The 25,287-nt window shown below is 56.0% G+C and carries 24 protein-coding genes; 19 read left to right on the top strand and 5 right to left on the bottom strand.

The features are described from left to right. Positions 1 to 123 precede the first annotated feature (123 nt). Positions 124 to 978 carry a 2,3,4,5-tetrahydropyridine-2,6-dicarboxylate N-succinyltransferase gene (gene dapD, locus LB462_RS10955; protein ID WP_224507785.1) on the top strand — a complete coding sequence of 285 codons (855 nt, stop codon included), beginning with the start codon at positions 124 to 126 and terminating at the stop codon, positions 976 to 978. Positions 979 to 1,023: 45 nt separating this feature from the next. On the opposite strand, the gene LB462_RS10950 is transcribed toward dapD, so the two are convergent. Further along, positions 1,024 to 2,040, bottom strand: coding sequence for a 2-dehydropantoate 2-reductase (locus LB462_RS10950; protein ID WP_224507783.1), 1,017 nt, complete (start codon positions 2,038 to 2,040; stop codon positions 1,024 to 1,026). Positions 2,041 to 2,140: 100 nt separating this feature from the next. Between LB462_RS10950 and dapE the strand changes: the two genes are divergently transcribed. Beyond that, the gene (gene dapE, locus LB462_RS10945; RefSeq protein ID WP_224507781.1) at positions 2,141 to 3,328 is read left to right on the top strand and encodes a succinyl-diaminopimelate desuccinylase; all 1,188 of its coding nucleotides are present in this window, start codon (positions 2,141 to 2,143) and stop codon (positions 3,326 to 3,328) included. Then, the gene (locus tag LB462_RS10940) at positions 3,325 to 3,951 is read left to right on the top strand and encodes a hypothetical protein (RefSeq protein WP_224507779.1); all 627 of its coding nucleotides are present in this window, start codon (positions 3,325 to 3,327) and stop codon (positions 3,949 to 3,951) included. Before dapE ends, LB462_RS10940 begins: the two co-directional genes overlap by 4 nt. On the opposite strand, the gene truA is transcribed toward LB462_RS10940, so the two are convergent. Genes truA through def form a run of 3 tightly spaced genes read right to left on the bottom strand, consistent with a single transcriptional unit; the run spans position 3,903 to position 6,173 of the window. Beyond that, complete coding sequence (gene truA / locus LB462_RS10935) at positions 3,903 to 4,688, bottom strand: tRNA pseudouridine(38-40) synthase TruA (protein ID WP_224507778.1); 786 nt, start codon at positions 4,686 to 4,688, stop codon at positions 3,903 to 3,905. The genes LB462_RS10940 and truA overlap by 49 nt on opposite strands. A 14-nt stretch (positions 4,689 to 4,702) precedes the next feature. After that, positions 4,703 to 5,632 (bottom strand): methionyl-tRNA formyltransferase, encoded by a 930-nt coding sequence (fmt, locus tag LB462_RS10930; RefSeq protein WP_224508230.1) that lies wholly within the window; start codon positions 5,630 to 5,632, stop codon positions 4,703 to 4,705. A 10-nt stretch (positions 5,633 to 5,642) separates the two neighbouring features. Beyond that, the gene (gene def, locus LB462_RS10925) at positions 5,643 to 6,173 is read right to left on the bottom strand and encodes a peptide deformylase (RefSeq protein ID WP_224507776.1); all 531 of its coding nucleotides are present in this window, start codon (positions 6,171 to 6,173) and stop codon (positions 5,643 to 5,645) included. 113 nt (positions 6,174 to 6,286) lie between these two features. Here def and LB462_RS10920 point away from each other — a divergent pair, with 113 nt between their 5' ends. After that, a complete protein-coding gene (locus LB462_RS10920; RefSeq protein WP_224507774.1) occupies positions 6,287 to 7,525 on the top strand; it encodes a DNA recombination protein RmuC in 1,239 nt (412 codons plus the stop codon). 3 nt (positions 7,526 to 7,528) lie between these two features. Here the strand turns inward: LB462_RS10920 and LB462_RS10915 are convergent, their stop codons facing one another. Then, positions 7,529 to 8,491 carry a cation diffusion facilitator family transporter gene (locus tag LB462_RS10915; RefSeq protein WP_224507772.1) on the bottom strand — a complete coding sequence of 321 codons (963 nt, stop codon included), beginning with the start codon at positions 8,489 to 8,491 and terminating at the stop codon, positions 7,529 to 7,531. A 159-nt stretch (positions 8,492 to 8,650) separates the two neighbouring features. Between LB462_RS10915 and LB462_RS10910 the strand changes: the two genes are divergently transcribed. The 15 genes from LB462_RS10910 to LB462_RS10840 all read left to right on the top strand — a co-directional run bounded on the left by LB462_RS10910 (position 8,651) and on the right by LB462_RS10840 (position 25,267). Continuing rightward, positions 8,651 to 10,666, top strand: coding sequence for a hydantoinase/oxoprolinase N-terminal domain-containing protein (locus LB462_RS10910; RefSeq protein WP_224507770.1), 2,016 nt, complete (start codon positions 8,651 to 8,653; stop codon positions 10,664 to 10,666). 105 nt (positions 10,667 to 10,771) lie between these two features. After that, positions 10,772 to 12,949, top strand: coding sequence for a malate synthase G (locus LB462_RS10905; protein ID WP_224507768.1), 2,178 nt, complete (start codon positions 10,772 to 10,774; stop codon positions 12,947 to 12,949). 12 nt (positions 12,950 to 12,961) lie between these two features. Then, a complete protein-coding gene (locus tag LB462_RS10900; RefSeq protein WP_224507766.1) occupies positions 12,962 to 13,474 on the top strand; it encodes a DUF3859 domain-containing protein in 513 nt (170 codons plus the stop codon). 98 nt (positions 13,475 to 13,572) lie between these two features. Further along, positions 13,573 to 14,262 carry a tRNA (adenosine(37)-N6)-threonylcarbamoyltransferase complex dimerization subunit type 1 TsaB gene (tsaB, locus tag LB462_RS10895; protein WP_224507764.1) on the top strand — a complete coding sequence of 230 codons (690 nt, stop codon included), beginning with the start codon at positions 13,573 to 13,575 and terminating at the stop codon, positions 14,260 to 14,262. Continuing rightward, on the top strand, positions 14,259 to 14,762 hold the full coding sequence (gene rimI / locus LB462_RS10890) for a ribosomal protein S18-alanine N-acetyltransferase (protein ID WP_224507762.1): 504 nt from the start codon (positions 14,259 to 14,261) through the stop codon (positions 14,760 to 14,762). The genes tsaB and rimI overlap by 4 nt, the downstream gene beginning before the upstream one ends. Next, on the top strand, positions 14,763 to 15,611 hold the full coding sequence (olsA, locus tag LB462_RS10885; RefSeq protein WP_224507760.1) for a lyso-ornithine lipid O-acyltransferase: 849 nt from the start codon (positions 14,763 to 14,765) through the stop codon (positions 15,609 to 15,611). Positions 15,612 to 15,621: 10 nt separating this feature from the next. Beyond that, complete coding sequence (gene miaB, locus LB462_RS10880; RefSeq protein WP_370637111.1) at positions 15,622 to 17,061, top strand: tRNA (N6-isopentenyl adenosine(37)-C2)-methylthiotransferase MiaB; 1,440 nt, start codon at positions 15,622 to 15,624, stop codon at positions 17,059 to 17,061. Between the two features lie 29 nt (positions 17,062 to 17,090). Continuing rightward, the gene (locus LB462_RS10875; RefSeq protein WP_183660991.1) at positions 17,091 to 18,122 is read left to right on the top strand and encodes a PhoH family protein; all 1,032 of its coding nucleotides are present in this window, start codon (positions 17,091 to 17,093) and stop codon (positions 18,120 to 18,122) included. 17 nt (positions 18,123 to 18,139) lie between these two features. Next, entirely contained in the window at positions 18,140 to 18,637 is a 498-nt protein-coding gene (gene ybeY / locus LB462_RS10870; protein ID WP_224507758.1) for an rRNA maturation RNase YbeY, read from the top strand. Between the two features lie 5 nt (positions 18,638 to 18,642). After that, the gene (locus LB462_RS10865) at positions 18,643 to 19,737 is read left to right on the top strand and encodes a hemolysin family protein (protein WP_224507755.1); all 1,095 of its coding nucleotides are present in this window, start codon (positions 18,643 to 18,645) and stop codon (positions 19,735 to 19,737) included. A gap of 64 nt (positions 19,738 to 19,801) precedes the next feature. Continuing rightward, positions 19,802 to 21,388, top strand: a complete 1,587-nt coding sequence (gene lnt, locus LB462_RS10860; protein ID WP_370637110.1) for an apolipoprotein N-acyltransferase — start codon at positions 19,802 to 19,804, stop codon at positions 21,386 to 21,388. Positions 21,389 to 21,488: 100 nt separating this feature from the next. Continuing rightward, a complete protein-coding gene (locus tag LB462_RS10855; RefSeq protein ID WP_112526604.1) occupies positions 21,489 to 21,902 on the top strand; it encodes a helix-turn-helix domain-containing protein in 414 nt (137 codons plus the stop codon). Between the two features lie 181 nt (positions 21,903 to 22,083). Beyond that, a complete protein-coding gene (gene metK / locus LB462_RS10850) occupies positions 22,084 to 23,349 on the top strand; it encodes a methionine adenosyltransferase (RefSeq protein WP_224507753.1) in 1,266 nt (421 codons plus the stop codon). Between the two features lie 17 nt (positions 23,350 to 23,366). Next, positions 23,367 to 24,065, top strand: a complete 699-nt coding sequence (trmB, locus tag LB462_RS10845) for a tRNA (guanine(46)-N(7))-methyltransferase TrmB (RefSeq protein WP_224507751.1) — start codon at positions 23,367 to 23,369, stop codon at positions 24,063 to 24,065. Between the two features lie 251 nt (positions 24,066 to 24,316). Beyond that, the gene (locus tag LB462_RS10840; protein ID WP_224507750.1) at positions 24,317 to 25,267 is read left to right on the top strand and encodes a Bug family tripartite tricarboxylate transporter substrate binding protein; all 951 of its coding nucleotides are present in this window, start codon (positions 24,317 to 24,319) and stop codon (positions 25,265 to 25,267) included. Positions 25,268 to 25,287: the final 20 nt, after the last annotated feature.

The raw sequence follows: 25,287 nt of genomic DNA, 5'->3' as shown, positions 1-25,287 counted from the left end.
TAGAGACATAAAAATCGATTCGTCATCCAACAATGTGGCGCAGCGAATTGACGCTCTCGCAGACTTAACATAGTAGCCCTTGTCATTAGCCATAACCCGCCCGTTTAATGGAGTGATCTGAAAATGTCCAAGCCTGATCTGACCAGTCTCGAGAAGACGATCGACAAGGCCTTCGAAGAACGCGACGCAATCAGCACCGAAACGCGCGGCGAAATACGGGAAGCAGTCGAGGCCTCTCTTTTGCTGCTCGATAGCGGAGAAGTTCGCGTTGCGGAGAAGCAGTCGAACGGCGACTGGAAAGTCAATCAATGGTTGAAAAGGGCGGTCCTGCTTTCCTTCCGGCTTAACCCGATGGGCATTATCGAGGGTGGTCCAGGTGGTGCGACCTGGTGGGACAAGGTGCCATCGAAGTTTGACGGCTGGGGTGCGACCGAATTTGCCAGATCAGGTATTCGCACCGTTCCCGGGTCGATTGTCCGCCGCTCTGCCTATATTGCCCCCGGCGTGATCCTGATGCCATCTTTTGTCAACCTTGGCGCTTACGTCGATGAGGGGACTATGGTCGACACCTGGGCGGGCGTTGGTTCCTGCGCACAGATAGGCAAGCACGTGCACCTGTCAGGTGGCGTCGGCATTGGCGGTGTTCTCGAACCCATGCAGGCCGGACCTACGATCATTGAAGACAATTGCTTTATCGGAGCACGTTCCGAGGTGGTCGAGGGCTGTATCGTTCGCGAAGGTTCAGTTCTTGGTATGGGCGTATTTATCGGCAAATCGACCAAGATCGTGGATCGCGCTACCGGTGAGATTTTCTATGGCGAAGTCCCTCCCTACTCGGTGGTCGTAGCCGGTTCAATGCCCGGCAAGAATGTCCCGGGCGAGAACTGGGGTCCCAGCCTTTATTGCGCCGTGATCGTCAAGCGCGTCGATGAAAAGACGCGTTCGAAGACCTCCATTAATGAGTTGCTGCGCGATTGATCGAATTCGGGAAAGAGGGTTTTCAGAGCCCTCCTTCCTGAATGGTCACCAGCGAATGTCTTCGACGGAATGACTTCGCAATGGCTTGCCCTCAGCCTGTTTCACACAGGCAGAGACCTTGCGGGTGAGCGGGACTGCGATATTTTTCTCGTCGGCCAACCGGATGATCACCCCCTGCAGGTAATCAATCTCGGTGGCGCGCCCCCGCGACAGATCTTCCCACATGGATGAGCGGGCGTGCGGGTTGATCGCGAGCATTCGCGCCGCGGCGATGCGAAACAGAAAATTCGGCAATCGGAGTATCCAGGGGAGAACGGCGGGCGGTGCCCCTTGCACTTGTGCCGGCGTGATACCGTGCGCTCTCACAACTTTGAGACCTTCGCTCATCTGATCCGCTATCAACAGCCGCCAATTTCGATCCGCCAACTGTTCAACGAGCGGCAGGTTTGAAAGGGCATTGAGAGCATTATTGAGATTTATCAGCAGTTTGCCCCACAGGATACCTTGCATGTCCGAATGCACCTGGACGGAGAGCCCCGAAACCGAAAGAACCTCTGCCAAGCCGTCCAGGGTGTCGTCGATGAGAATGGTCCCTGGCATTGTCCGCCTTACATTAAGCGGGCTGACGCCAGGCTCAGACTTGACGACATTGAATGGAACCATTCCGGAGACAACAGTCGCTTCCGGAGGCAGATGTTGGCGGAGAGTATCAGCGTTTCCGACGCCATTTTGCAGGCTGACCACAATGACATTGGATGGCGCACTTTCCCTTATCGACTTTGCCATTTCGTCGGTTGCGCCGCTCTTGACGGCGACGAGAACAATGTCGGCTTGCCGGAAGGCGATCTCAGGATCACTTGTCAGGGAAAATTGCCCGGGCTCCACCAGTTTTTCCGATCCATCCGGGTCAATGATTCTCAAGCCCTCCTGTTGAAGTCCCTCCATCATCCGCGGCCGAACCAACAGGGTGACTGCCTTGCCTGCTGCAGCGAGGCGTCCCCCCGCATAGCATCCGATCGACCCGGCGCCGGCTATGACGATCCGGCTATTAATTCCGATCATGTTGCTGGTCCTTGGTTGAGTCGCTGGTGTTATTAAATCAGACGCAGGAACCCCCATCCAGTACGTGACAGGATCGTGCTTTTCCATTATCGCTTTGACCATGAAAGCCTCGATCGATCCCGTCCAGAACCTTGCTGAACTCATCGCATGTCCGTCGATAACACCTGCGGAAGGGGGGGCGTTGACGGCACTCGAAGCCATGTTGGCACCGTTGGGTTTCTCCGTGGAAAGACCAACTTTCGGTGAAGATGGTACACCGGATGTCGAAAACCTTTACGCGCGGCGCTCTGGTAACGGACCTCACCTGATGTTCGCGGGTCACACGGATGTCGTACCCGTCGGCGACGAAGCAGCCTGGACTTACCCGCCATTCTCGGCAGCGATCCACAATGGCGAAATGTATGGACGCGGCGCCGTCGATATGAAGGGTGGCATTGCCTGCTTTGTCGCGGCTGTAGGGCGCCATCTGGAGAAGCACGGGGGGCTCAACGGTTCGATATCCTTTGTGATTACCGGCGACGAAGAGGGGCCGTCCATCAACGGGACGGGGAAGCTGTTGGAGTGGGCCAAGGCAAAAGGCGAGAGCTGGGACGCTGCAATCGTTGGCGAACCGACCAATCCTGACAAACTGGGCGACATGATGAAGATCGGGCGCCGTGGCGGGTTGTCGGGCACGATTGTCGTTAATGGCGTTCAGGGCCATGTTGCCTATCCGCACCTGGCCGACAACCCCATTCGAGGGCTGGTGACGCTGGTTGAAAGCTTGCTTTATCCCGCTTTCGACAATGGAACGAAAGACTTCCAGGCCACCAATCTCGAAATTACAACGATTGACGTCGGCAATCCGGCGGTAAATGTCATCCCGGCAAAGGCCACCGCGACGTTCAATATTCGTTTCAACGACACCTGGACCGACGAGACACTGATGGCCGAGATCCACAACCGTCTCGATAAGGCTGCGGGTCGTCACAAGCTGCGCCCCGGTAAAAAGACGCCGGTTAACTACGAGTTGACTTGGCGTAACCGCGTGAGCCATGTTTTTCTGACGCACGATGAAAAGCTCATCGGAACCTTGACCTCGGCGGTCGAAGCGACAACAGGAAAGCGGCCGCAACTTTCCACATCAGGCGGCACCTCGGATGCCCGGTTCATCAAGGACTATTGCCCCGTCGTTGAATTCGGACTTGTCGGTAAGACGATGCATATGGTTGACGAGCGAGTGGCTATTGCCGATCTTGAAACACTGACGCAAATCTACGAACGGTTCATCGCGGATTTTTTTGCATGACTACGAGTGAAATGCCGGATTTTGACGAAATTCAGCAGTATCTGTGGGGCGCCTGGCGTATGATGAACGGCCATGCCGACGGGCTTGACCAGCTCGATTTCTCCGAAGATGGCTTTTGGCAGTCATTCCATGCCATTACGATTTCCCTGCCGCCGCTCATTCTCGGCTGGATTATCTTCGCCAACGATATGATCTCATTGCAGCCGGAAACGGGTAACCGCTTTTCCATCATGGGCCGGGTGGCGTTCGTCGATCTTGCATCGTGGGTGGTACCGCTGGTGATTCTCGCCCTCAGTGCCAAGCGGCTTGGCCTTAACAAGCGTTTCAGTCCCTATGTCGTGGCAAGCAACTGGGGAACCGCGATCGCGGCCTGGCTCATGGTCCCAGCGACGTTGGCACGGCTACTGCTGCCTGGTTGGCCCGCTTTGGCAACAGGTTTCGGCCTTGTCCTCTATGGAGGCATAATGTACCTGACCTACCGTTTGACGCACGTCGCCCTGAAAAAATCCCATGCCTATACGGCCACGTTTTTCGTGATCATGATTGTCGGCTCGCTGTTCCTCATGATTCTGCTTCAGAGTTTGCTAGGAATTTCTCTGCCCGAACCGGTAATGATGGGATAGTCGACGCCGACAAGATAAAGACCGTACGGCGGTGCAACTGGCCCGCAGGCTTTGCGGTCGCGGGCCGCAAGCGCAGCGGTGACATCATCTGCATCCCATCGCCCGCATCCCACCTCATTGAGTGTTCCGACGAAAGAGCGGATCTGGTTGTGCAGGAATGATCGCGCGGATGCCCTGATCTCGACGATTTCACCGCTGCGCTTCACACTCAAATGCTCAAGTGTCTTCACCGGGCTCTTTGATTGGCATTGGGTTGCGCGGAACGTGGTGAAATCATGGGTGCCGATAAGCCGTTGCGCCGCGTCGTGCATGGCGATTTCGTCAAGCGGTTTCTTTACCCACCACGCGCGATGCGCCTCAAGCGGAGCGGGTGGCCTGCGGTTGACGATGCGGTAAAGATAGTGCCGGCCCGTCGCTGAAAACCGCGCATCGAAATTGTGCCCGACGAGTTCGACATTGATGATGCCGACGGTTTCCCCTGCGATGACGAGATGGGCGTTCAACGCTTCGCGTACCTTGGAACTGGCCCAGTCTTTCGTCAAATCAACATGCGCGATCTGTGCGGTTGCATGCACTCCGGAGTCCGTACGCCCAGCGGCACCAAGTGCAACCGTTTCGCCGCAGAATTTGAAGATCGCCTGTTCGATGGCAGCCTGAACCGTATGACCGTTCTCCTGCCGCTGCCAGCCGGCATACGGCGTGCCGTCATATTCAATGGTGAGCTTGTAACGAGGCACTTAGGTCTTGCCGTTCATGGCAGCCGCGTTCCCTGTGCGATCTTGGCGCCTCGTTGGAACTCGAGGCCATCCATGACTTTGCCGCCCGCACGCTGCAAAGAGCGCAGGCGAATAGCGCCTTCGCCGCAAGCAATCCGCAGATCGTCGCCAAGTACCGTTCCCGGATCACCTACTCCGGTTGCCAGGATCGAACGCAGCAGTTTTACCCGTTCGAGTTCCTCGCCGATTTCCATCTCGCACCATGCACCCGGAAACGGTGCAAGGCCGCGTATACGGTTATGAACATCAATGGCAGCTTGCGTCCAGTCGATGCGCGTTTCGGCCTTGGTGATCTTGGAGGCATAGGTGACGCCGTCTTCGGACTGCGGCGTGAGCGTAAGACTGTCACGTTCCAGCGCCGCCATGGCCCGAACCATCAGATCGGCGCCAGCAACACTGAGCTGGTCGTGCAACTCGCCAGCAGTCATATCTGCGGTGATCTTCACCTTTTCGGCCATGGCGACAGGGCCAGTGTCGAGGCCCTCGTCCATTTTCATGATCATGATCCCGGTCTCGTCATCACCGGCCATGATCGCACGCTGAATTGGCGCCGCTCCGCGCCAACGCGGCAGCAGCGAAGCGTGTCCATTGTAGCAACCAAGCCGCGTGCCCTCGAGAATTGCGGCAGGCAGGATAAGCCCGTAAGCCACGACCACAGCAACATCGGCTTGAAGGTCCCGAAACGCCTGCTGCTCTTCCTCGGACTTCAAACTTTTTGGTGTGCGCACTTCGATGCCGAACTGTTCGGCATTTCGCTGCACGGCGGAGGGCGTCAGCTCCAGCCCGCGCCGTCCTGCAGGACGTGGCGGCTGACTGTAAACAGCGACAATCTCGTGACCCTGGCCGATCAGGGCATTGAGGATGGGCACCGAAAATTCCGGTGTTCCCATGAAGATAATACGCAGGCTCATTGTCTCACACCGCCAGCCGGCCTGGCGGGCGGTCCTTGGCAAGTTTCTTGAATTTCTTCATGACCATCTCACGCTTCAATCGCGAAATATGGTCGATGAACAGAACACCGTTCAGATGGTCGATCTCGTGCTGCAGGCAAGTGGCGAGGAGCCCTTCCGCGGCGACCTCGTGCTGTTTGCCATCGATGTCGACATAAGAAATGCGCACCTGTGCCGGCCGCTCGACTTCAGCGTAGTAGTCCGGGATGGAAAGGCAGCCTTCCTCATAGACGTTACGTTCATCGCTCGACGACAATATCTGAGGATTAATGAATATCTGAGGGGCTTTAGGCTCGTCTTCCTTGGCAAGGTCGATGACCAGAATACGCAACGGCTCACCGACTTGAATGGCCGCGAGCCCAATACCGGGCGCGTCATACATGGTGTCGAGCATATCGGCCGAAAACTTGCGCAAATCGGCGTCGAAGCGCTCCACAGGCATTGACACCTGGCGCAGCAATGGATCGGGAAGAATGACAAGTGGTTTTATAGACATGAGCATCACCTAATATCTCGGCTTTCAACCGTCAATCCGGCGTGAAAGTCGTTTATAAAAATGTTCTCGTTTTGATCTCACATTTGCCGTCCGAATCGGTTAGTCTGCACATTATGGAAACGTCAATTTCTCTGGATCAGACTTTGTTTCAACTTGGCTCGAGCTCTGTATCGCTCGGTATGGCCTTGCTGATAACGGGTGTCGCAACAGCGCTTATAGTATTCTTCGCTGTCATTGCAGCGTTACGCTCGACCCGGATGCGGATGGTCGCCGAGATCCAGGCAGAAGACCGGGCGCGCGATGCGGAAGCCCGTATGGGCGAAATTCTGAAAAGCCAGTCGGAGATGCAAGGCCGGATGCAGACAATGGCCGAGCTGTTCGGATCAAGGCAGGCCGAACTCAATCAATCGATCCGCGAACGGCTCGATGGCATGACGAGCCGCATCGGCCAGACCATGACGGAACAGACGCAGTCCACACACGAAAATCTGACGAAATTGCAGGAACGGCTGGCGGTCATCGATACCGCGCAGAACAACATCCAGGCTCTCGCCGGTCAAGTTGTGCAACTACAGGCAATCCTTGCGAACAAGCAGACGCGCGGGGCCTTTGGCCAAGCCCGGATGGAAGCAATCATCGCTGATGGCCTGCCGCAGGGGGCGTATGAGTTCCAGGCGACGCTCTCCAATGGCAGCAGGCCGGATTGCGTGGTGCGGATGCCGAATGGCGCGCCAAATCTCGTTATCGACGCAAAGTTTCCACTGGAGGCATGGAACGCTATCCGCGAGTCGGAAACACCAGATACCAAGAAGCTTGCAGCCGCTCAGTTCCGACGGGACGTCGAGATTCACATTCGCGACGTGGCGGAGAAGTATCTGATCAACGGCGAGACCCAGGATACGGCGTTTCTCTTTGTGCCGTCCGAATCGATTTTTGCGGAAATTCATGAGAATTTTGAGGCCGTGGTCCAGAAGGCGCATCGCTCGCGCATCGTGATCGTCTCGCCTTCACTTCTGATGCTTTCAATCCAGGTTATTCAAGCCGTCCTCAAGGATGTCCGCATGCGTGAGCAGGCGCATCTCATTCAGGGCGAAGTCATAAGGCTCATGGAGGATGTGGTGCGGCTGGATGACCGGGTGCGCCGCTTGCAAACGCATTTCGGTCAGGCGAACAAGGATATCGACGACATTTTGGTCTCTTCCAGCAAGGTGACCAAGCGCGGCCAAAAGATTGAAGCGTTGGAGTTCGCCGAAGCGCCGGTTAGTGACCCTCTTAAAGATGCCGAAACGACACGTTCCGCTGCCTCGGCAACGGGTCAACTGCGCCTGCGGGTGGTTGACGGAGACGACTAAGACCTAAGCCGCCTCGATCTTCTGACGCCGTGCTTTCCAGGTACCGGTCGTCTGCGGTTTGACGAATAGCGTGACAATATCCGGATTGGCCTTTTTCATGGCGGACTCAAGCCGTTCCACGCAAGCTTCGATTTCGGGTGCCTGGACGTGATCCTCGAACTCGACGCTGAGGCCGGCCACGATTTGTTTGGGGCCCATGTGCACAGTCAGCACGCCATTGGCCTTCTGAACGTCCGGATCGCTGTTTGCGATGTCCAGGATTTGCTGTTCGACTTCGGGCAACGCCGATTCGCCCATAAGGAGTCCTTTGCTTTCGCGCGCCAGGAAAATCGCTGTCGCGGCAAGGACAAACGAAATGCCAATCGATGCAACGCCATCGAGCTCCGGTATAGCGAAGATTTGCGCAGTAGAGATACCGATGAAGGCTATGACCAGCCCCAGCAATGCCGCTGTATCCTCAAACAGTACGGTGAAAACGCTCGGATCCTTGCTCTGCTGTACGGCTCGGACATAACCGAGGTCGCCTTTCGCCGCACGAAATTCCTTCAGGGCAACCAACCACGATGCTCCCTCGAAGACAGTTGCAAAGCCAAGCACAACATAGTTCACAAGCGGGTTGGCGACAGGTTCAGGGTCCAGGATATGGATAATTCCTTCGTAGAACGACACGCCGGCACCGACTGCAAAGACGAGCAGTGCCACGATGAAACTCCAGAAATAGAGTTCGCGTCCATGGCCCAGCGGATGAGTCTTGTCTGCGGGCCTCGCAGCGCGGCGAAGCCCATAAAGCAACAGCCCTCCATTGCCGGTGTCCACCAGTGAATGCACACCTTCAGAAAGCATTGCCGAACTGCCGGTGAAAAAGGCCGCAATAAACTTGGTTGCAGCAATGAGCAGATTGCCAAGGATCGCAGCGTAGATCACTTTCTTCGATCCAGCGTGCGTCGTTGCTGATTGTGATGACATCGCGATTCCCCTGACCTTGCGAAACGCCATATGATTTGATTGGTTCCGGGGGCTGGTCACGACCACGTGTCTTACAAGCTTGCGGCAGAGAATGGTCGGAATGGCGCTAGCTCTTCGACCATTCATGCGATAACCCTGCCTCAAATAGTGCAGGGCATCATGAGTGAATCCACAACTGAAAGTGCTATCTTCCTCGGGCTGGATACCGGCGGCACCTATACCGATGCGGTGCTTTGGTCCGAGCAACGCGGCGTCATCGCCAAAGCCAAATCTTTGACGACGCGGCATGATTTGAGCGTAGGTATTTCCGGCGCCGTCAAGAGCATCCTTACCGAAACATCGGTCGCTCCTGCCGACATACGGCTTGTTTCCATGTCGACAACGCTGGCCACCAATGCACTTGTAGAGGGGCAAGGCGGCCGCATCGCACTCGTCATGATCGGATTCTCCAAAGTTGATCTGGAAAAGGCTGATCTTGGCACGGCCCTCGGATCAGATCCCGTGATCTTCATCCCCGGTGGACACGATGTCTATGGCCGGGCACAGCCATTCGACACGAGTGCCTTGAGCGAGGCCCTGCCACAGTTGATGCGGGAGGTAACTGGTTTTGCCGTCTGCGCTTATTTTGCCGTGCGTAACTCTGAACATGAAATCGCAGTTCGCGATCTCGTGCGAAGAGAAACCCGTTTGCCCGTTACCTGCAGCCATGAACTTTCGGCCAAATTGAACGGCCCGCGGCGTGCTTTGACCACTGTTCTCAATGCCCGCCTCATCGCCATGATCGACCGGCTGGTGGCTGCAACGGAAAGCTTTCTCGATGGGAGCGGTATCCACGCCCCGCTCATGGTGGTGCGCGGCGACGGCGCCCTTGTCTCTGCTGCCTTTGCCCGGCATCGTCCGATTGAGACCATTCTTTCGGGACCGGCGGCTAGTCTTGTCGGTGCGCGGTATATGACGGGGCTCGATAATGCGATCGTCTCAGACATTGGCGGCACGACGACCGATGTGGCGGTTCTCGACAAAGGTCGGCCTCGGCTCGATCCCAACGGCGCGACGGTAGGTGGTTTCCGTACAATGGTTGAGGCGGTCGCCATGCACACTTTTGGCCTTGGGGGAGATTCGGAAGTATCCCTCGACGACAATGCCATGGTCCCAGGCATCAAGCTTGGACCGAGACGGCTCGTGCCCTTGTCGCTGCTTGCCGCCAATCATGGCTCATTGGTCATCGACCACCTGATGCGCCAAGCAAAGGCAGCCACTGCCGGCCGGTTGGATGGGCGTTTTGCGCTTCTTACCGGTGTTCCGACCCAAATGGCATCCGGTTTGAGCAAAAATGAAGCAGAACTATATGGACGCATCACATCCGAACCGCAGCCGCTGGACAGGCTTTTGAGTTCGATCTCACAGGCAACCACTGTCAACCGGCTTGTGGCGCGGGGTTTAGTTCATCTGTCGGGTTTCACGCCGTCAGATGCTTGCCACGTTCTTGGGCTGCAAAATAATTGGAATGCAGAGGCAGCACGTTACGGTGCCATACTCTATGCACGGCGCAAGGATGGTGCTGGTCGTCCACTGTGCGATACGCCCGAGGAAGTCTCCCACCGTACCTATGATGCCCTGATCCGCCGCTCGTGCGAAGTGATTCTAGAGACGGTTTTCGCCGAGGATGGGCTCGAAGGGCGGGAAACAGTGGCGAGCCCATTGGTTCAGAGGGCCCTTTCGGGCGAGAGCGGGATTGCCGCAGCAAAGCTGGATATAGATCGGCCATTGATTGGACTAGGAGCCTCTGCGCCGGTCTACTATCCGGCCGTGGGTGACATGCTTGGCACAGAATGCATAGTCCCTGTAGACACGGACGTCGCCAACGCTCTGGGCGCTGTCGTTGGCCAGGTTCGTGTTTCGGTTGAGGCCCATATCAGCCAGCCCGCCGAGGGCATTTTCCGCGTCATGGCCGGGGAGGTCGTTGGGGACTTCCAGATTGAAGAAGAATCGATCGCCTTTGCGGAAACAACGCTGGAGCATCAAGTCGCGCAGTTGGCCCTGGAAGCTGGAACCGATGAAGCGCAGATCAGCATCACTCGTGACGTCAGCGCCGCCACAGTCGAGGATCAGCGCAAGTTCATCGAAGCGGTGGTGATAGCAACAGCCTCCGGCAGGCCGCGCATTGCGCATTGAAACATTCTTTCCAACTTGGTCCGAAATTCTGCTGCTATTGAAGAATTGACTGACAATGCTTCTGCGTGTTCAAGGGTAGGTCTAAGAAAATTTAAGGAATGAACTATGGTTGAACGCATCGAAATCAATGGCTTGAAGGTAGCGAAGGAACTCCACGACTTCGTGGCCAATGAAGCTATCCCGGGTACTGGTATCGATGCAGCGAAATTCTGGTCTGGCTTTGCACAGATTGTTGAAGATTTGGCCGCAAAAAACCGCGCACTTCTGCAAAAACGCGACGCATTTCAGCAGAAGCTGGACGATTTTTACAAGAGCAAGCGCGACAGTGGCTACAGCCAAGAAGAATACGAGACCTTCCTAAGGGGGATCGGGTACCTTCTGCCAGAAGGCGGAGCCTTCGCCGTTTCAACCAGCAATGTCGATCCTGAAATTGCTGTTGTCGCTGGTCCGCAGCTTGTCGTTCCCGTGATGAATGCCCGTTATGCGCTCAACGCCGCCAATGCGCGCTGGGGTTCGCTGTATGATGCTCTTTACGGCACGGATGCGATTTCTGACGCGGACGGCGCCGAAAGAGGCAAGGCGTTCAATCCGGTTCGAGGATCTAAGGTGATTGCCTGGGCCAAGGCGTTTCTCGACGACAGCGCGCCACTGGATGGTGCACACTGGGCCGATGTTTCCGGCCTGAGTATCGAAAATCATAAGCTTATTCTGAAGGCCAATGGCAAGCTTGCTGCGCTAAAAGATGAAGGACAGTTCGCCGGTTATCGCGGCGACGCGACGGCACCAACCGCAATTCTTCTCGTGAAGAATGGCCTGCATGTCGAGATCGTTGTCAATGCCGATCATCCGATTGGCAAAACAGATTCCGTACATATCGCCGATGTTTTATTGGAATCGGCTCTGACCACGATTCAGGATTGCGAGGATTCCGTTGCTGCCGTCGATGCGGAGGACAAGGTTGTCGTCTACCGCAACTGGCTCGGCCTGATGAATGGCGATCTCGAAGATACATTCGAGAAGGGCGGCAAGACGGTTACGCGCAAACTCAATGCAGATCGGGAGTATACAGGCAAGGACGGCAAGCCTCTGACCGTACCTGGGCGCTCGCTGATGCTGGTGCGCAATGTCGGCCATCTGATGACCAATCCTGCCATCCTCGACAGGGAGGGCAACGAGGTTCCCGAAGGTATTATGGACGCGGCGATTACCGCTTTGGCTGCGCTCCACGACATAGGACCAGACGGCCGCCACATGAATTCCCGCGCCGGATCCATGTATGTGGTCAAACCAAAAATGCACGGTCCCGAAGAGGTAGCATTCGCTTCCGAGCTGTTTGGAAGGGTCGAAGTGCTGCTGGGTATGCAGCCGAACACCATGAAGATGGGGATTATGGATGAGGAACGACGCACCACGGTCAACTTGAAGGAATCCATACGTGCTGCGAAGGAACGCGTCGTCTTCATCAACACTGGCTTCCTCGACCGTACGGGCGATGAAATTCACACGTCAATGGAAGCCGGTCCCATGATCCGCAAGGGCGACATGAAACAGGCCGCCTGGATCGGCGCCTATGAGGACTGGAACGTCGATGTCGGTCTCGAGTGCGGACTTTCAGGTCATGCGCAGATCGGCAAGGGCATGTGGGCCATGCCCGACCTGATGGCGGCGATGCTTGAGCAGAAGATCGCGCATCCGAAAGCCGGTGCCAATACCGCCTGGGTACCATCCCCCACAGCGGCAACACTGCATGCCACCCATTACCACAAGGTCAATGTCGCCGACGTCCAAGCCAGTTTGAAAAAGCGCGAGCGCGCCAAGCTCAGCGATATTCTATCCGTACCCATCGTCTCCCGCCCCAACTGGACGCCGGAAGATATTCAGCGCGAACTCGACAATAATGCGCAAGGAATTCTCGGTTATGTCGTGCGTTGGGTCGACCAAGGCGTCGGCTGTTCCAAGGTGCCGGACATCAACAATGTGGGCTTGATGGAAGACCGTGCAACGCTTCGTATCTCCGCCCAACATATCGCCAATTGGCTGCATCATGGTGTAGCAAGCGAGGCACAAGTGCTTGAGACACTGAAGCGTATGGCAGCGGTCGTCGACAAGCAGAACGCTGGCGACCCACTCTATCACCCGATGGCCGCTGATTTCGACGGTTCAATTGCTTTTCAAGCGGCTTGCGACCTCGTTTTCAAAGGCCGCGAACAGCCAAATGGCTATACGGAGCCGGTTTTGCATCGCCGTCGGCTCGAGCTGAAGGCAAAGCAGACCACAGTCTAGGTCAACGGACACATGGCTCATTACGTCAGATATCTTGTATTCCTCATCGCTGTGATGGTGTGGAACACTGGCCTGGCAGAAGAAAGACAAACGTCGGCAGTGGAGATTGTCGACTGGGGGCTGACGAGCCCGAAAGAAGTCGGATCCGAAGTTTCACCAGATACGCCAACGGGCGTGAACCGACTGGTCGAAGGTCCGGTCGATGTCACGCGAACCACGAAAATCCGAGCATGCATCGGCACAAGTTTCGGTGTTCTCTACAGAACGTTGGATGTCGGTGAAGCGGTCCTTCCAATAATGGTCGTGGTTTTCCATCCAATGATCAAAACACAGGACGGCCGATCGATGCTGAAAAGCAGCTGGCCTGACAGTGCGACCTCCCTGCGGCGCTATGCCGGCTGGGTTTTCGAAAAGGACTTCGAACTCGTCTCCGGTGCGTGGACGATCTCGTTGCGTGACCTGTCCGGTCGGGAACTGGTATCAAAAAGTTTCGATGTAACTGCCGGAAGCTGCCCGATTTCATAGAAGGGAGAGGGGCTGGGATGAACGGAACGTGAGTTCTATGTCCGAACCGTCACATCCACCTACTTGTGTGCTGGCTGATTCTTGTTTAGGCGAGGCGCATGAAACTGCTTGCGCTCGATACTGCTGCCAATCTCTGCTCCGTCGCCGTTCTCGACGTTGAAAGCGGGACTATACTGGCGGCGTCTAGCGAAGATATCGGCAAAGGGCATGCCGAGCGATTGATGGCCGCGATCGAGCAGGTGGCCACTGCGGCCCAAATTTCCATCACGGATATTGGCAAGATTGCTGTCAGCATCGGACCGGGTTCATTCACCGGCGTCCGCGTCGGCGTCTCCACGGCGCGGGGTTTTGCGCTTGCGCTGAAATGTCCGGTAGTTGGTATCAGCACGCTTCAGGCCCTCGCTTATGATGCCGCCAAGGCATTTTCGCATCGGCCAATCCTTTCGATTATCGATGCACGGCGTGACGAGCTTTATGCTCAATTCTTTGGCGAGGATGGATCGGCGGCATCGGAACCGATGGTGACGACATTGCCCTTGATTGTGAAACAATTGGAAGAACGAGGCAGCGAGCATGTGCTCGCGGGTTCGGGTGCAATTCTAATCGAAAAGGAGCTTGGTCGTCCTCTCGACATTGCCGCGACCACGGCGACAGGAAGCATAGAAGCCTTCGCGCGGCTTGGCGCATTGCGGAGGGACGACGGCGAAGCGCCAAGGCCGCTTTATCTCCGTGGTCTTGATGTCAAGCAGCAGCAGGGTTTTGTTCTGAGAAGAAAGATCGTTGAATGATCGGCTTTCCATTCGACGCCATGCGATCGCAACAATTTGTCATTGAGCCCATTCTTCCAGAGGATGCGCCACATCTGGCCAGGATCCATGAGAAGACATTTCGGCAACCGTGGAGCGACGAGGAGTTTCATGCCCTTATCGTCGACGACAAGGTTTTCGGGTTTATCGCTCGGGAGGAGGGGAACCGAAAAGCGCAACCGGGCGGGTTCGTTTTGGCGCGTCTTGTGTTGGACGAAGCGGAAATCCTGACTATAGCCGTTGCACCCCAGTCACAGCGTAAGGGTCTTGGCCACGCTTTGATGGATGCAGCGCTCCGTTATCTTCACAATGCGCGCGCAAATATGCTGTTCCTCGAGGTCGATGAGCTCAATATACCGGCACTGGCGCTTTATCGGAGGCTCGGCTTCAAGCAGGTTGGAAAACGACCAGGCTACTATGAAACGGCGGCAGGGCGCTCGGCAGCCTTGACGATGCGCCGCGATTTGAAAAAGAGCCGCTGAATGATCGCGTGGTTGCGTTTTCTGGTGACGGCGACGGCATTTGTTCTCGTTATAATACTGCTGGTGCCCTTGCAGTTCGTATTCCTGAAAGCTGGGTGGCGGCCGCGCACCACCACGCCAATTTTGTTTCATCGGATCGTGCGGCGTCTCCTTGGTTTTCGAGTTCATATCCATGGCGAGATGGCAAAGGGACGGCCCCTTCTGTTGACGGCCAATCATTCCTCGTGGACGGACATTGTCATCCTCGGCTCATTGCACGAGATGGCTTTTATCGCCAAGGCGGAAGTGGCGAACTGGCCGCTGTTTGGCATGCTGGCCAAGCTGCAACGCACGGTCTTTATCGAACGGGAAAAACGCGGCAAGACCCATCATCAAGCCAGTGAAATCGCAACCCGGCTTGCCGGAGGCGACGCCATGGTATTGTTTGCCGAGGGGACAACCTCCGATGGCAACCGTGTCCTTCCGTTCAAGACATCACTTTTTGGCGCCGCACAGGTGGCTATCCGCGATGCAGGTGCAGAAACGGTCACTGTACAGCCGGTGGCGATCGCCTACACCCGGGTTCATGGCATACCGATGGGACGGTCGCATAGACCGCTTGTTGCTTGGCCGGGTGACGTGCCGTTAGGCCCAAGTTTGATTGGTCTTCTCAAAGATGGCGCTATCGACGTCGATGTCTGGTTTGGCGAACCAGTCGTCATCGACAGGAAAAGTGACCGCAAGGCTTTAGCACGGACGATGGAAGAGCGGGTCCGCGCAATGGTACGCTCTTCGGTGATGGGACGTGATTTTGTCAATCCGGACGCCGAAAGCGACTCAGCTATTCTCAACGACGCCAAAAAGCTTTAGAAGCCTGCAAATGGACGACATGAACATCAAAACTGAGCCGGGCGAAGCTTCCGGCACCGCTCCGCATTCGCCGGCGCTCGCGAACACGCGCAAGGTCTATGTGAAGACCTATGGCTGCCAGATGAATGTCTATGACAGTCAACGGATGACTGACAGCCTCGCCGCCGAAGGCTATAGTCCGACCGATACCGCTGATGATGCGGATCTCGTGCTGATCAACACTTGCCATATTCGCGAAAAGGCTTCCGAAAAACTCTATTCGGCTCTCGGCCGCCTGCGCAAGATGAAGGATGCGCGGGCAAAAGAGGGTCGTGAACTGACTGTCGGTGTTGCCGGTTGTGTTGCGCAGGCAGAAGGCGATGAGATCACGCGCCGGGCGCCGGTGGTGGATCTCGTCGTCGGTCCCCAGACGTATCATCGTCTGCCCCAGGCATTGGCCCGCGTTCGCCAGGGCGAGCGTGTAGTCGAGACCGAATATGCGATAGAAGACAAATTCGAGCATCTGCCTGCGCCTGCAAAAGAGCAGACAAGAAGTCGCGGTGTGACAGCGTTTTTGACGGTGCAGGAAGGGTGCGACAAATTCTGCACCTTCTGCGTGGTGCCATACACACGGGGTTCGGAAGTTTCCCGTCCCGTCGCACAAATTCTGAAAGAAGCCGGAAAGCTTGCCGATGCGGGCGTGCGTGAGCTGACTTTGCTCGGTCAGAACGTCAATGCCTGGCACGGCGAGGGTCCCGACGGGCGCGAATGGGGCTTAGGCAAATTGCTCTACCGTTTGGCCGAAGTCCCTGGCATCGTGCGGCTTCGTTACGTCACCAGTCATCCGCGCGATATGGACGATACGTTGATCAACGCGCATCGCGATCTTGATATGCTGATGCCTTATCTGCATTTGCCCATTCAGTCCGGGTCCGATCGCATCCTGAAAGCCATGAACCGCAAGCACACGAGCGCCGACTATCTGCGTTTGATCGAGCGTATTCGCGCGGCCCGTTCCGATATCGCCCTGTCTGGTGATTTCATTGTGGGATTTCCAGGCGAGACGGAAGAAGATTTCGAGGCGACGATGCAGATTGTACGTGATGCTACATATGCCGCAGCCTACTCGTTCAAATACTCGCCGCGTCCAGGAACGCCAGGCGCCGATATGGATAATCATGTTGCCGAAACCGTGAAAGACGAAAGGCTCCAGCGCCTGCAGGGTTTGCTCAGTGAGCAACAATACGCGTTCCAGCGCAGCCTTGTTGGAAAGAGCATGGACGTGCTGATCGAAAAGGCCGGAAGGGTATCCGGCCAGATGGTCGGAAGATCTCCCTGGTTACAACCTGTAATTATCGATGTACACGGGGCAAGAATCGGCGACATTATCAACGTACGAATCATCGACACGGGTACCAACAGTCTGATTGGCATTCGGGAGATGAACTCAGCGAGCAATGGGACTATATAAAAGGCTGAACACATATTCAGGAGAGCCGTTTGAACGCCACCGAAAAACTGAAACCCGCTCCCTCGGGAGCCCCCCATGGAGCTTCAGATCTGGCGCATATCGTACTGACATTTGATAATAACCGTCTGGCGAGTGCGCTGTTCGGCCAGTTCGATGAAAATCTCGCCCGCATCGAGCAGAAGCTTGGTGTCGATGTTCGCTCAAAAGGTAATCAGCTTGCCATTCGGGGTGAGCCTGGCGCAACGGAACAGGCACGCAGGACGCTCGATCAGCTCTATGAACTTCTGCAGAAAGGCCATGACATCTCCGCGTCCGATGTCGATGGCGCGTTGCGCATGGCAATTGCCGCCGATGACCAGTTGACGCTCCCGACGATGGAAAACAAAAGCAAGATGGCTGCAGCCCAGATATCGACCCGCAAAAAGACGATCTTTGCTCGCACGCCGACTCAGGATGCCTATATGCGAGCGCTGGATCGCTCGGAAATGGTGTTCGGTGTCGGGCCGGCAGGTACTGGCAAGACTTATCTTGCAGTCGCGCACGCAGCCATGCTGCTGGAGCGCGGGCTTGTCGATCGGATCATTCTGTCGCGTCCCGCCGTGGAGGCCGGCGAACGACTCGGCTTCCTGCCGGGCGACATGAAGGAAAAGGTCGATCCCTATCTACGACCGCTCTACGATGCGCTCTACGACATGATGCCCGCCGACAAGGTGGAGCGGGCGATTGCGGCTGGCGTAATCGAAATAGCGCCGCTCGCCTTCATGCGCGGCCGTACACTCGCCCATTCGGCAATCATTCTCGACGAGGCGCAGAACACTACTGCCATGCAGATGAAGATGTTTCTGACGCGTTTAGGTGAAAACGGCCGAATGATCATCACCGGTGATCCAAGCCAGATTGATTTGCCTCCAGGCCAGAAATCCGGATTGGTGGAGGCGCTGAGAATTCTTGATGGCGTCAGCGGGATCGTCACCGTGCGCTTTACTGACGTAGATGTCGTACGGCATCCGCTGGTTGCCGCGATTGTCCGTGCCTATGACAAGGAAGGCGCCAAGCCCTGACGCTTGGCGATGCTGTCTTGATCGATATCGATATACTGGTTGAAACGGACAGCTGGGGCGATGAATCCGTGTTGCGCGATCTGGCGACCAACGCCATTGCTGCCGCGTGGCAAACCTTGGATGGCGGAAAACAACCCGTGAGCGAGCTCAGTCTTGTCTTCACCGACGATGCAACGATCAAGGAACTCAACAATGACTGGCGTGACAAGGACAGACCCACCAACGTCCTGTCCTTTCCAGCTTTCACGCTAAAGCCAGGTCAGAAGCCTGGGCCAATGCTCGGCGACATTGTCATTGCGCATGAAACAGTGGCGCGCGAAGCTGTGGACGAGGGCAAGCCTTTCGAGCACCATCTCAGCCATCTCATTGTTCATGGATTTCTGCATTTGCTCGGCTATGATCATCTTAGCGAGACGCAAGCGGAGGAGATGGAAGGACTTGAACGCAAAGCCCTTGAACGTCTTGCCATCCCCGACCCATATGCGCTATCCGTCATTGACGATCAATTCGATTGAGGACCATGTCTGACACGTCACACCAGAACGATTCTGCCGCTGCTCCCGCGAGGGGAATGTCGGGGCAGGAGAGTGATGCCGAAGGGCAGAGTAGTACCAGAGCGCAAGGTCCAGAAAAGCGCTCGCTCCTTTCCACCCTTTTTCCATTTCTGCGCGCTCGCCCCGGTACATCTCTCAGGGAAGATCTGGACGCGGCTCTGGCCGAAAGCCAACACGGAGACACGGCGTTTTCCCCCGAAGAGCGCGCCATGCTGCACAACATCCTGCGGTTGCGGGAGTTGCGGGTCGAGGATGTCATGATCCCGCGCTCCGATATCGAGGCCGTAGAGATTTCCACAACGCTTGGCGACCTGTTGGAGGTTTTTGAAAAGTCTGGCCATTCGCGTATGCCGGTTTTCGCGGAAACGCTCGATGATCCGCGCGGCATGGTTCATATTCGCGATGTCGTCAATCACATCACCAATATTTCCAGGATCAAACCGCGAAGGACAGCGGCCCGGGCGTCCAAGATACCTGCTGCTGCAAAGTTCAACCTGTCCAATGTCGACTTGACCAAAACCATTTCTGACCTGAGTTTGATGCGGCCAATCCTGTTTGTGCCACCGTCGATGCTAGCCAACGATCTGATGGGTCGCATGCAGGCACAACGCATCCAGATTGCTCTTGTCATTGACGAGTATGGCGGAACCGACGGCCTGGTTTCACTGGAAGACATCGTCGAAATGGTCGTCGGTAATATTGAAGACGAGCACGACGACGATGAAGTGATGCTCGTTGAAGACCCGGAAGGTGTTTTCATTGCTGATGCCCGCGCGGATCTCGATGAGGTTTCCGAAAAGATCGGAGCCGGATTCGTCGTTGGTGAACACGGTGAGGATGTCGATACTGTCGGCGGACTGATCTTCTCGATCCTCGGCCGTATTCCGGTGCGGGGCGAGATGGTGCAGGCGGTCCCTGGCTACGAGTTCCACGTGTTGGAAGCTGACCCCCGCCGCATTCGCAAGGTACGTATTGTGCCGCTACGCCATGCGGAACGGCGCCCAACTCGCCTCGCCAAGCAAGAAGATCCTGCGGATCAGCCGTCGGATCATGGCCAATGATCGTTTTCCTCGTGTCGCGCCAGTGAATGTCACAATATCCCGAGCCGGAAAAAAGACGGGCGTAATGCAGCGGTTGGCGGGGAAAATCATTCTTCTGTCGGGCTGGAGGCGGGTTGCGCTGGCGTTCCTTATGGGCGCGCTCGCGAGCTTCGCGCTTCCGCCCTATGATTTCTTCGCCGTTTGTTTCATATCGTTTCCGGTTCTTGTCTGGCTTATTGACGGGGCTGTCGATAATGCGGGCGCTGGGCCGATCCGCCGTCTCTTACCTGCCGCGATGGTGGGCTGGTGGTTCGGCTTTGGCTATTTCGTATTCGGGCTCTGGTGGATCGGCAATGCTTTGCTTGTCGACGCCGCCAATTTTGCCTGGGCGATACCTTTCGCCATTCTCGGCCTTCCCGCTTTCCTCGCCATCTTTTATGCCCTTGCGGCAGCGCTCGCACGGCTCTTGTGGAGCGATGGTCTTGGCCGAATATTCGCGCTGTCTTTTGGCTTTGGAATTGCCGAATGGCTGCGATCGTTCGTTCTGACGGGCTTTCCCTGGAACGCCATAGGCTATGCGGCTATGCCGGTACCAGTTCTGATGCAATCATCTGTCATCGTCGGGCTGCTCGCGATGAATGTGCTAGCGGTGATCGTTTTTTCAATGCCTGCGCTGCTGGCAGGTCGGCATGGTCTGAGAACTGGCACTATTCTCGCCCTTGTCCTGATATCTGCCCACGTCGGGTTCGGCGTCTATCGTCTCAGCAATGCAAAGGTCGAGGCCAAAGGGCTGCAAGTGCGTGTGGTCCAACCATCGATCGCGCAGGATCTCAAATGGGATGCCGATGCACGACGGGGTATAATGGACAAATATCTCGCCATGACCGGCGAAGTACCCAAGGACGGCAAGCCCAAACCACAGCTCATCGTTTGGCCGGAAACAGCGGTTCCTTATATTTTGACGAAAACGCCGGAAGCGCTGAAGAGTATTGCCGACATTCTAACGGATGATCAGGTCCTGTTGGCGGGGGCGATTAGAATGGAAGAGCCCGGCGGCAGCGATGCGCCGCTTTACTACAATTCAATATATTCAATCGACTCCGAGGGAGAAATTACCGGCGCTGCAGACAAAGTCCACCTTGTGCCTTTTGGAGAATATGTGCCGCTGGAGAATATTCTGCGCAGGTTTGGCATCAGCGAAGTCATCGAGCTTCCTGGCGGCTTCACAGCAGCGGCGACTCGCCGTTCGCTTGCCGTCAGCGACAATTTCACCGCCTTGCCCCTCATATGTTACGAAGCGATTTTTCCAGCTGAAATGTCGTACGAAGGACCCCGTGCGGACGCCATTGTCAACGTCACGAACGATGCTTGGTATGGAGACACTCCCGGTCCTTACCAGCATTTCCGGCAGGCGCAGTTGCGCGCTGTGGAGCAGGGATTGCCCCTTGTAAGGGCTGCCAACAACGGGCTCTCCGGTGTTGTAGATCCGTATGGCCGAATCATTGATGCATTGGCGCTCAACGCTGTTGGCGTGATCGATGTCGCTCTTCCGACGAAAGTGGAACTACCAATTCGTGCGGGTGCGCGCCATTTTCAATTCTGGATTGTAATTGGCATTGTTCTGGTTGTAACGCTGGCTTATTTTTTTCGCTATAGGGCGAGGGTTGGTTGACATTTTAGACGTGGACCTATCGAATAAAGCCTTATTTGGCCCGTTGATACATTGATGATAAAATTCGTTTTAAGCTTCATTTCATACGAATGAGATTTTTATGACTGATACTAATAAGAAGAGACCGAATCCAGTAGATGTACACGTGGGTGCACGCATTAGGTTGCGACGCAACATGATTGGATTGAGCCAAGAAAAACTTGGTGAAAGCCTTGGAATAACATTTCAGCAAATTCAGAAGTACGAAAAGGGAATGAACCGGGTCGGCGCCAGTCGCTTGCAGGCTATTGGCAATATTCTCAATGTACCCGTCACATTTTTCTTCGACGACATGCCCGGACAATCCGACAAGCCCAAGGGGTTCGAGGAGGAGAGCGAGACAACCTATGTTGTCGGCTTCCTTAACAGTTCAGAGGGGATTCAGCTTGCCCGTGCATTCGCCAAAATCGGCGATGCCAAGATAAGGCGGAAAATTCTCGACCTTGTCCGTACATTGGGTCACGAAGAAGAATAATCGGCTGAAATGCGTGTTCGGAGATCAAAGCGCATTCCAACGCTTTAGAAAAAAATTCTCAAACTGCCATTTGTTTAAAAACGAAAGCAATTGACTGATCCCCTCGACCTTGGCAAAGACTACGCTGCCCAATTCAGACTTTGCTGATTGAGCATTCGTTCGCTTTCAAGAGGGGTTCCCCGTGACACGCAGTTCTTATCTTTTTACCAGTGAGTCCGTATCTGAAGGTCATCCAGACAAGGTCTGTGACCGCATTTCCGATGAAATCGTAGACATGATCTACAAAGAGGCAAAGAAAACGGGCGTTGACCCGTGGACCGTGCGCATTGCCTGCGAAACGCTGGCAACCACAAACCGTGTCGTGATCGCCGGCGAAGTGCGTGTGCCTGACACATTGCTGAAGAAAGACAAGGACGGCGTCGTGCTGAAAGACGCCAAGGGACATCCGGTCATCAATCCCTCGCGCTTTCGCGCCGCTGCCCGCCGCGCCATCCGCGATATCGGTTATGAGCAGGACGGTTTCAACTGGAAGACGGCAAAGATCGAAGTGCTGCTGCATCCACAATCAGCTGACATTGCGCAGGGCGTCGACAACGCTGCCGACCGCCAGGGTGAAGAAGGTGCTGGCGATCAAGGCATCATGTTCGGCTATGCTTGCCGCGAGACACCAGACCTGATGCCAGCTCCGATCTATTATTCCCACAAAATTCTGGAACTTCTGGCTAGTGCTCGCCACAAGGGCGAAGGCGAGGCTGGTAAGCTCGGACCGGATGCCAAGAGCCAGGTTACTGTGCGATATGTGGACGGCGTTGCAGCCGAAGCTACGCAGATCGTGCTTTCGACGCAGCATATGGATGCGAGCTGGGACTCCAAGAAGGTTCGCAAGGTCGTTGAGCCGTATATCCGTGAAGCGATGGGCGATCTGAAGATCGCGGACGATTGTGTCTGGTACATCAATCCTACCGGCAAGTTCGTTATCGGCGGGCCCGATGGGGATGCCGGTCTGACGGGCCGCAAGATCATCGTCGACACGTATGGTGGCGCCGCGCCCCATGGCGGTGGTGCATTCTCAGGCAAGGATACGACCAAGGTCGATCGTTCCGCCGCCTATGCTGCCCGCTATCTTGCGAAGAATGTCGTGGCTGCCGGGTTTGCCGACCGCTGCACGATCCAGCTCTCCTATGCAATTGGCGTTGCCCAGCCGCTGTCGGTATATGTTGATCTGCACGGAACCGGCAGCGTGAATGAGGATCAGGTGGAAGCCGCGCTTCGCAAGGTCATGGATCTCTCACCAAGCGGCATCCGCAAGCATCTCGACCTCAACAAGCCGATCTATGCCAAGACGTCCGCCTATGGCCATTTTGGTCGCAAGCCCGGCCGCGACGGCTCTTTCTCCTGGGAGAAGACCGATCTGGCCAAGCAGTTGAAGTCCGCTCTGGCCGCTTGAGCGGCCATTGCAATCCCATGACTGAGGCACGGCGCGAGCGTTCAACGGAGGCCTTCTTCGGTAGAAGAAGCGGTAAAGCGCTGCGTCCTTTGCAGCGCTCCATCCGTGATGAGCTCTTGCCGCTGCTTAAGCTTGATATCGGTGTGCGGGCACCCGACGACCTCCGCAGTTTGTTTTCTGGGGAGGTCGAAACGGTCCGGATGGAAATTGGCTTTGGCGGCGGCGAACACCTGTTGCACGAGGCGCGGCGTTGTCCCAAATCCGGTTTCATCGGTGTGGAGCCGTTCGTCAACAGCATGGCGAAACTCGTCGTCGATCTCCATGATGATCCGATACGGAACATTCGGCTCTACGATGATGATGCAACGCAGGTCCTCGACTGGTTGCCGGACAACTCCTTGGACGGCATCGATCTATTCTATCCCGATCCATGGCCGAAGAAGAAGCACTGGAAACGCCGCTTCGTTAGCCAGAAGAATCTCGACCGTTTTGCCCGCGTACTGAAGTCCGGGAGTCGTTTCCGGTTTGCTTCCGACATTGACACTTATGTGAACTGGACGCTGCAACATTGCCACGCGCACGGGCAATTTGAGTGGCAGGCGAAGACTTCCGCCGACTGGCATACGCCCTACGAAGCGTGGCCGGGCACTCGTTACGAACAGAAAGCCCATCGCGAAGGCCGCATTGGCGCTTACCTGACCTTTTCGCGCCTGTAGTCACGACCTAATATCAATCTGCGACGAGATCGCGGTTAGTTCGTCATTTCGCGTGACAGCTTCCTGACAGTTTCCTAGTATCATTTTAAGGATGAGGAGACCGCTGGGAGGCTGTCCGTACATTAAAGTTATCGAACCCAAGGATTTTGGCATCTGCCATCCGGTTTGATAAGCTTTGGCATCTTCCCGTTTTCTTCAGTATCTATCAAAAACAGGCGGCCGCGATGGCCGTCATGGGAGGGATTTCCAGAATGCGTAAGATGTTGCTTGCTTTTGCGGCCGCCGGAGCGGTGGTGCTGTCCGGCCAGGCCTTCGCCGCCGATTATAAAATCATGGCTCCAGCAGCACCAGGTGGCGGTTGGGATCAGACCGCTCGCACGATCCAGAGCTCACTGCAGGATGAGAAGATTTCCGGCAGCGTTCAGGTCGTGAATGTTCCCGGTGCGGGCGGTACTATTGGCGTGGCGCAATTCGCCAACTCAGCCAAGGGCGATCCTTCGCAACTCATGGTTGGCGGCTACGTCATGGTGGGCGCCATTCTGACGAACGCATCCCCTGTAACGCTGGATCAGGTTACTCCGATCGCTCGCCTGACAGGTGAGTTTGAGGCTGTGGTTGTTCCGGCTGCGTCGCCGATCAAGACGATGGCTGAACTGGTCGAAAAGCTGAAGGCTGACCCAGGGGCGGTTTCCTGGGCCGGTGGCTCGGCCGGCGGCACTGATCAGATCACAGCTGGTCTGATTGCAAAGGCTGTTGGCGTCGATCCAACAAAGATCAATTACGTTGCCTTCTCCGGTGGTGGTGAAGCTTTGGCTGCACTCCTTGGCGGACAGGTTACGGTCGGCATTTCCGGTTACGGCGAATTCGAATCGCAGATCAAGTCCGGCGCTCTGCGCATCATTGGCATTTCCAGCGATGCAAAGGTTGAAGGCATCGATGCGCCGACGTTCAAGGAGGGCGGTGTAGATGTCGCTATCCAGAATTGGCGCATGATCGCAGCGCCTCCCGGCATCACGCCGGAACAGGAAGCCGCGATCAGTGCAGACGTCGAAAAACTGGTAAAGTCGAAAACCTGGCAGGAACAGCTCAAAGCCAAGGGCTGGGCTGACACCTATCTTGCCGGTGCCGAGTTCAAAGCACAGCTGAAAAAGGATACCGACGCAACAGCAGCTATCCTGAAAGATATTGGCCTCGTGAAATGACACAAGAGACACCGAGTTCC

The sequence above is a fragment of the Phyllobacterium chamaecytisi genome (assembly GCF_020164455.1).
GTDB classification, from domain to species: Bacteria; Pseudomonadota; Alphaproteobacteria; order Rhizobiales; family Rhizobiaceae; genus Phyllobacterium; species Phyllobacterium chamaecytisi.
This window is presented reverse-complemented; position numbering and strand designations above follow the sequence as displayed.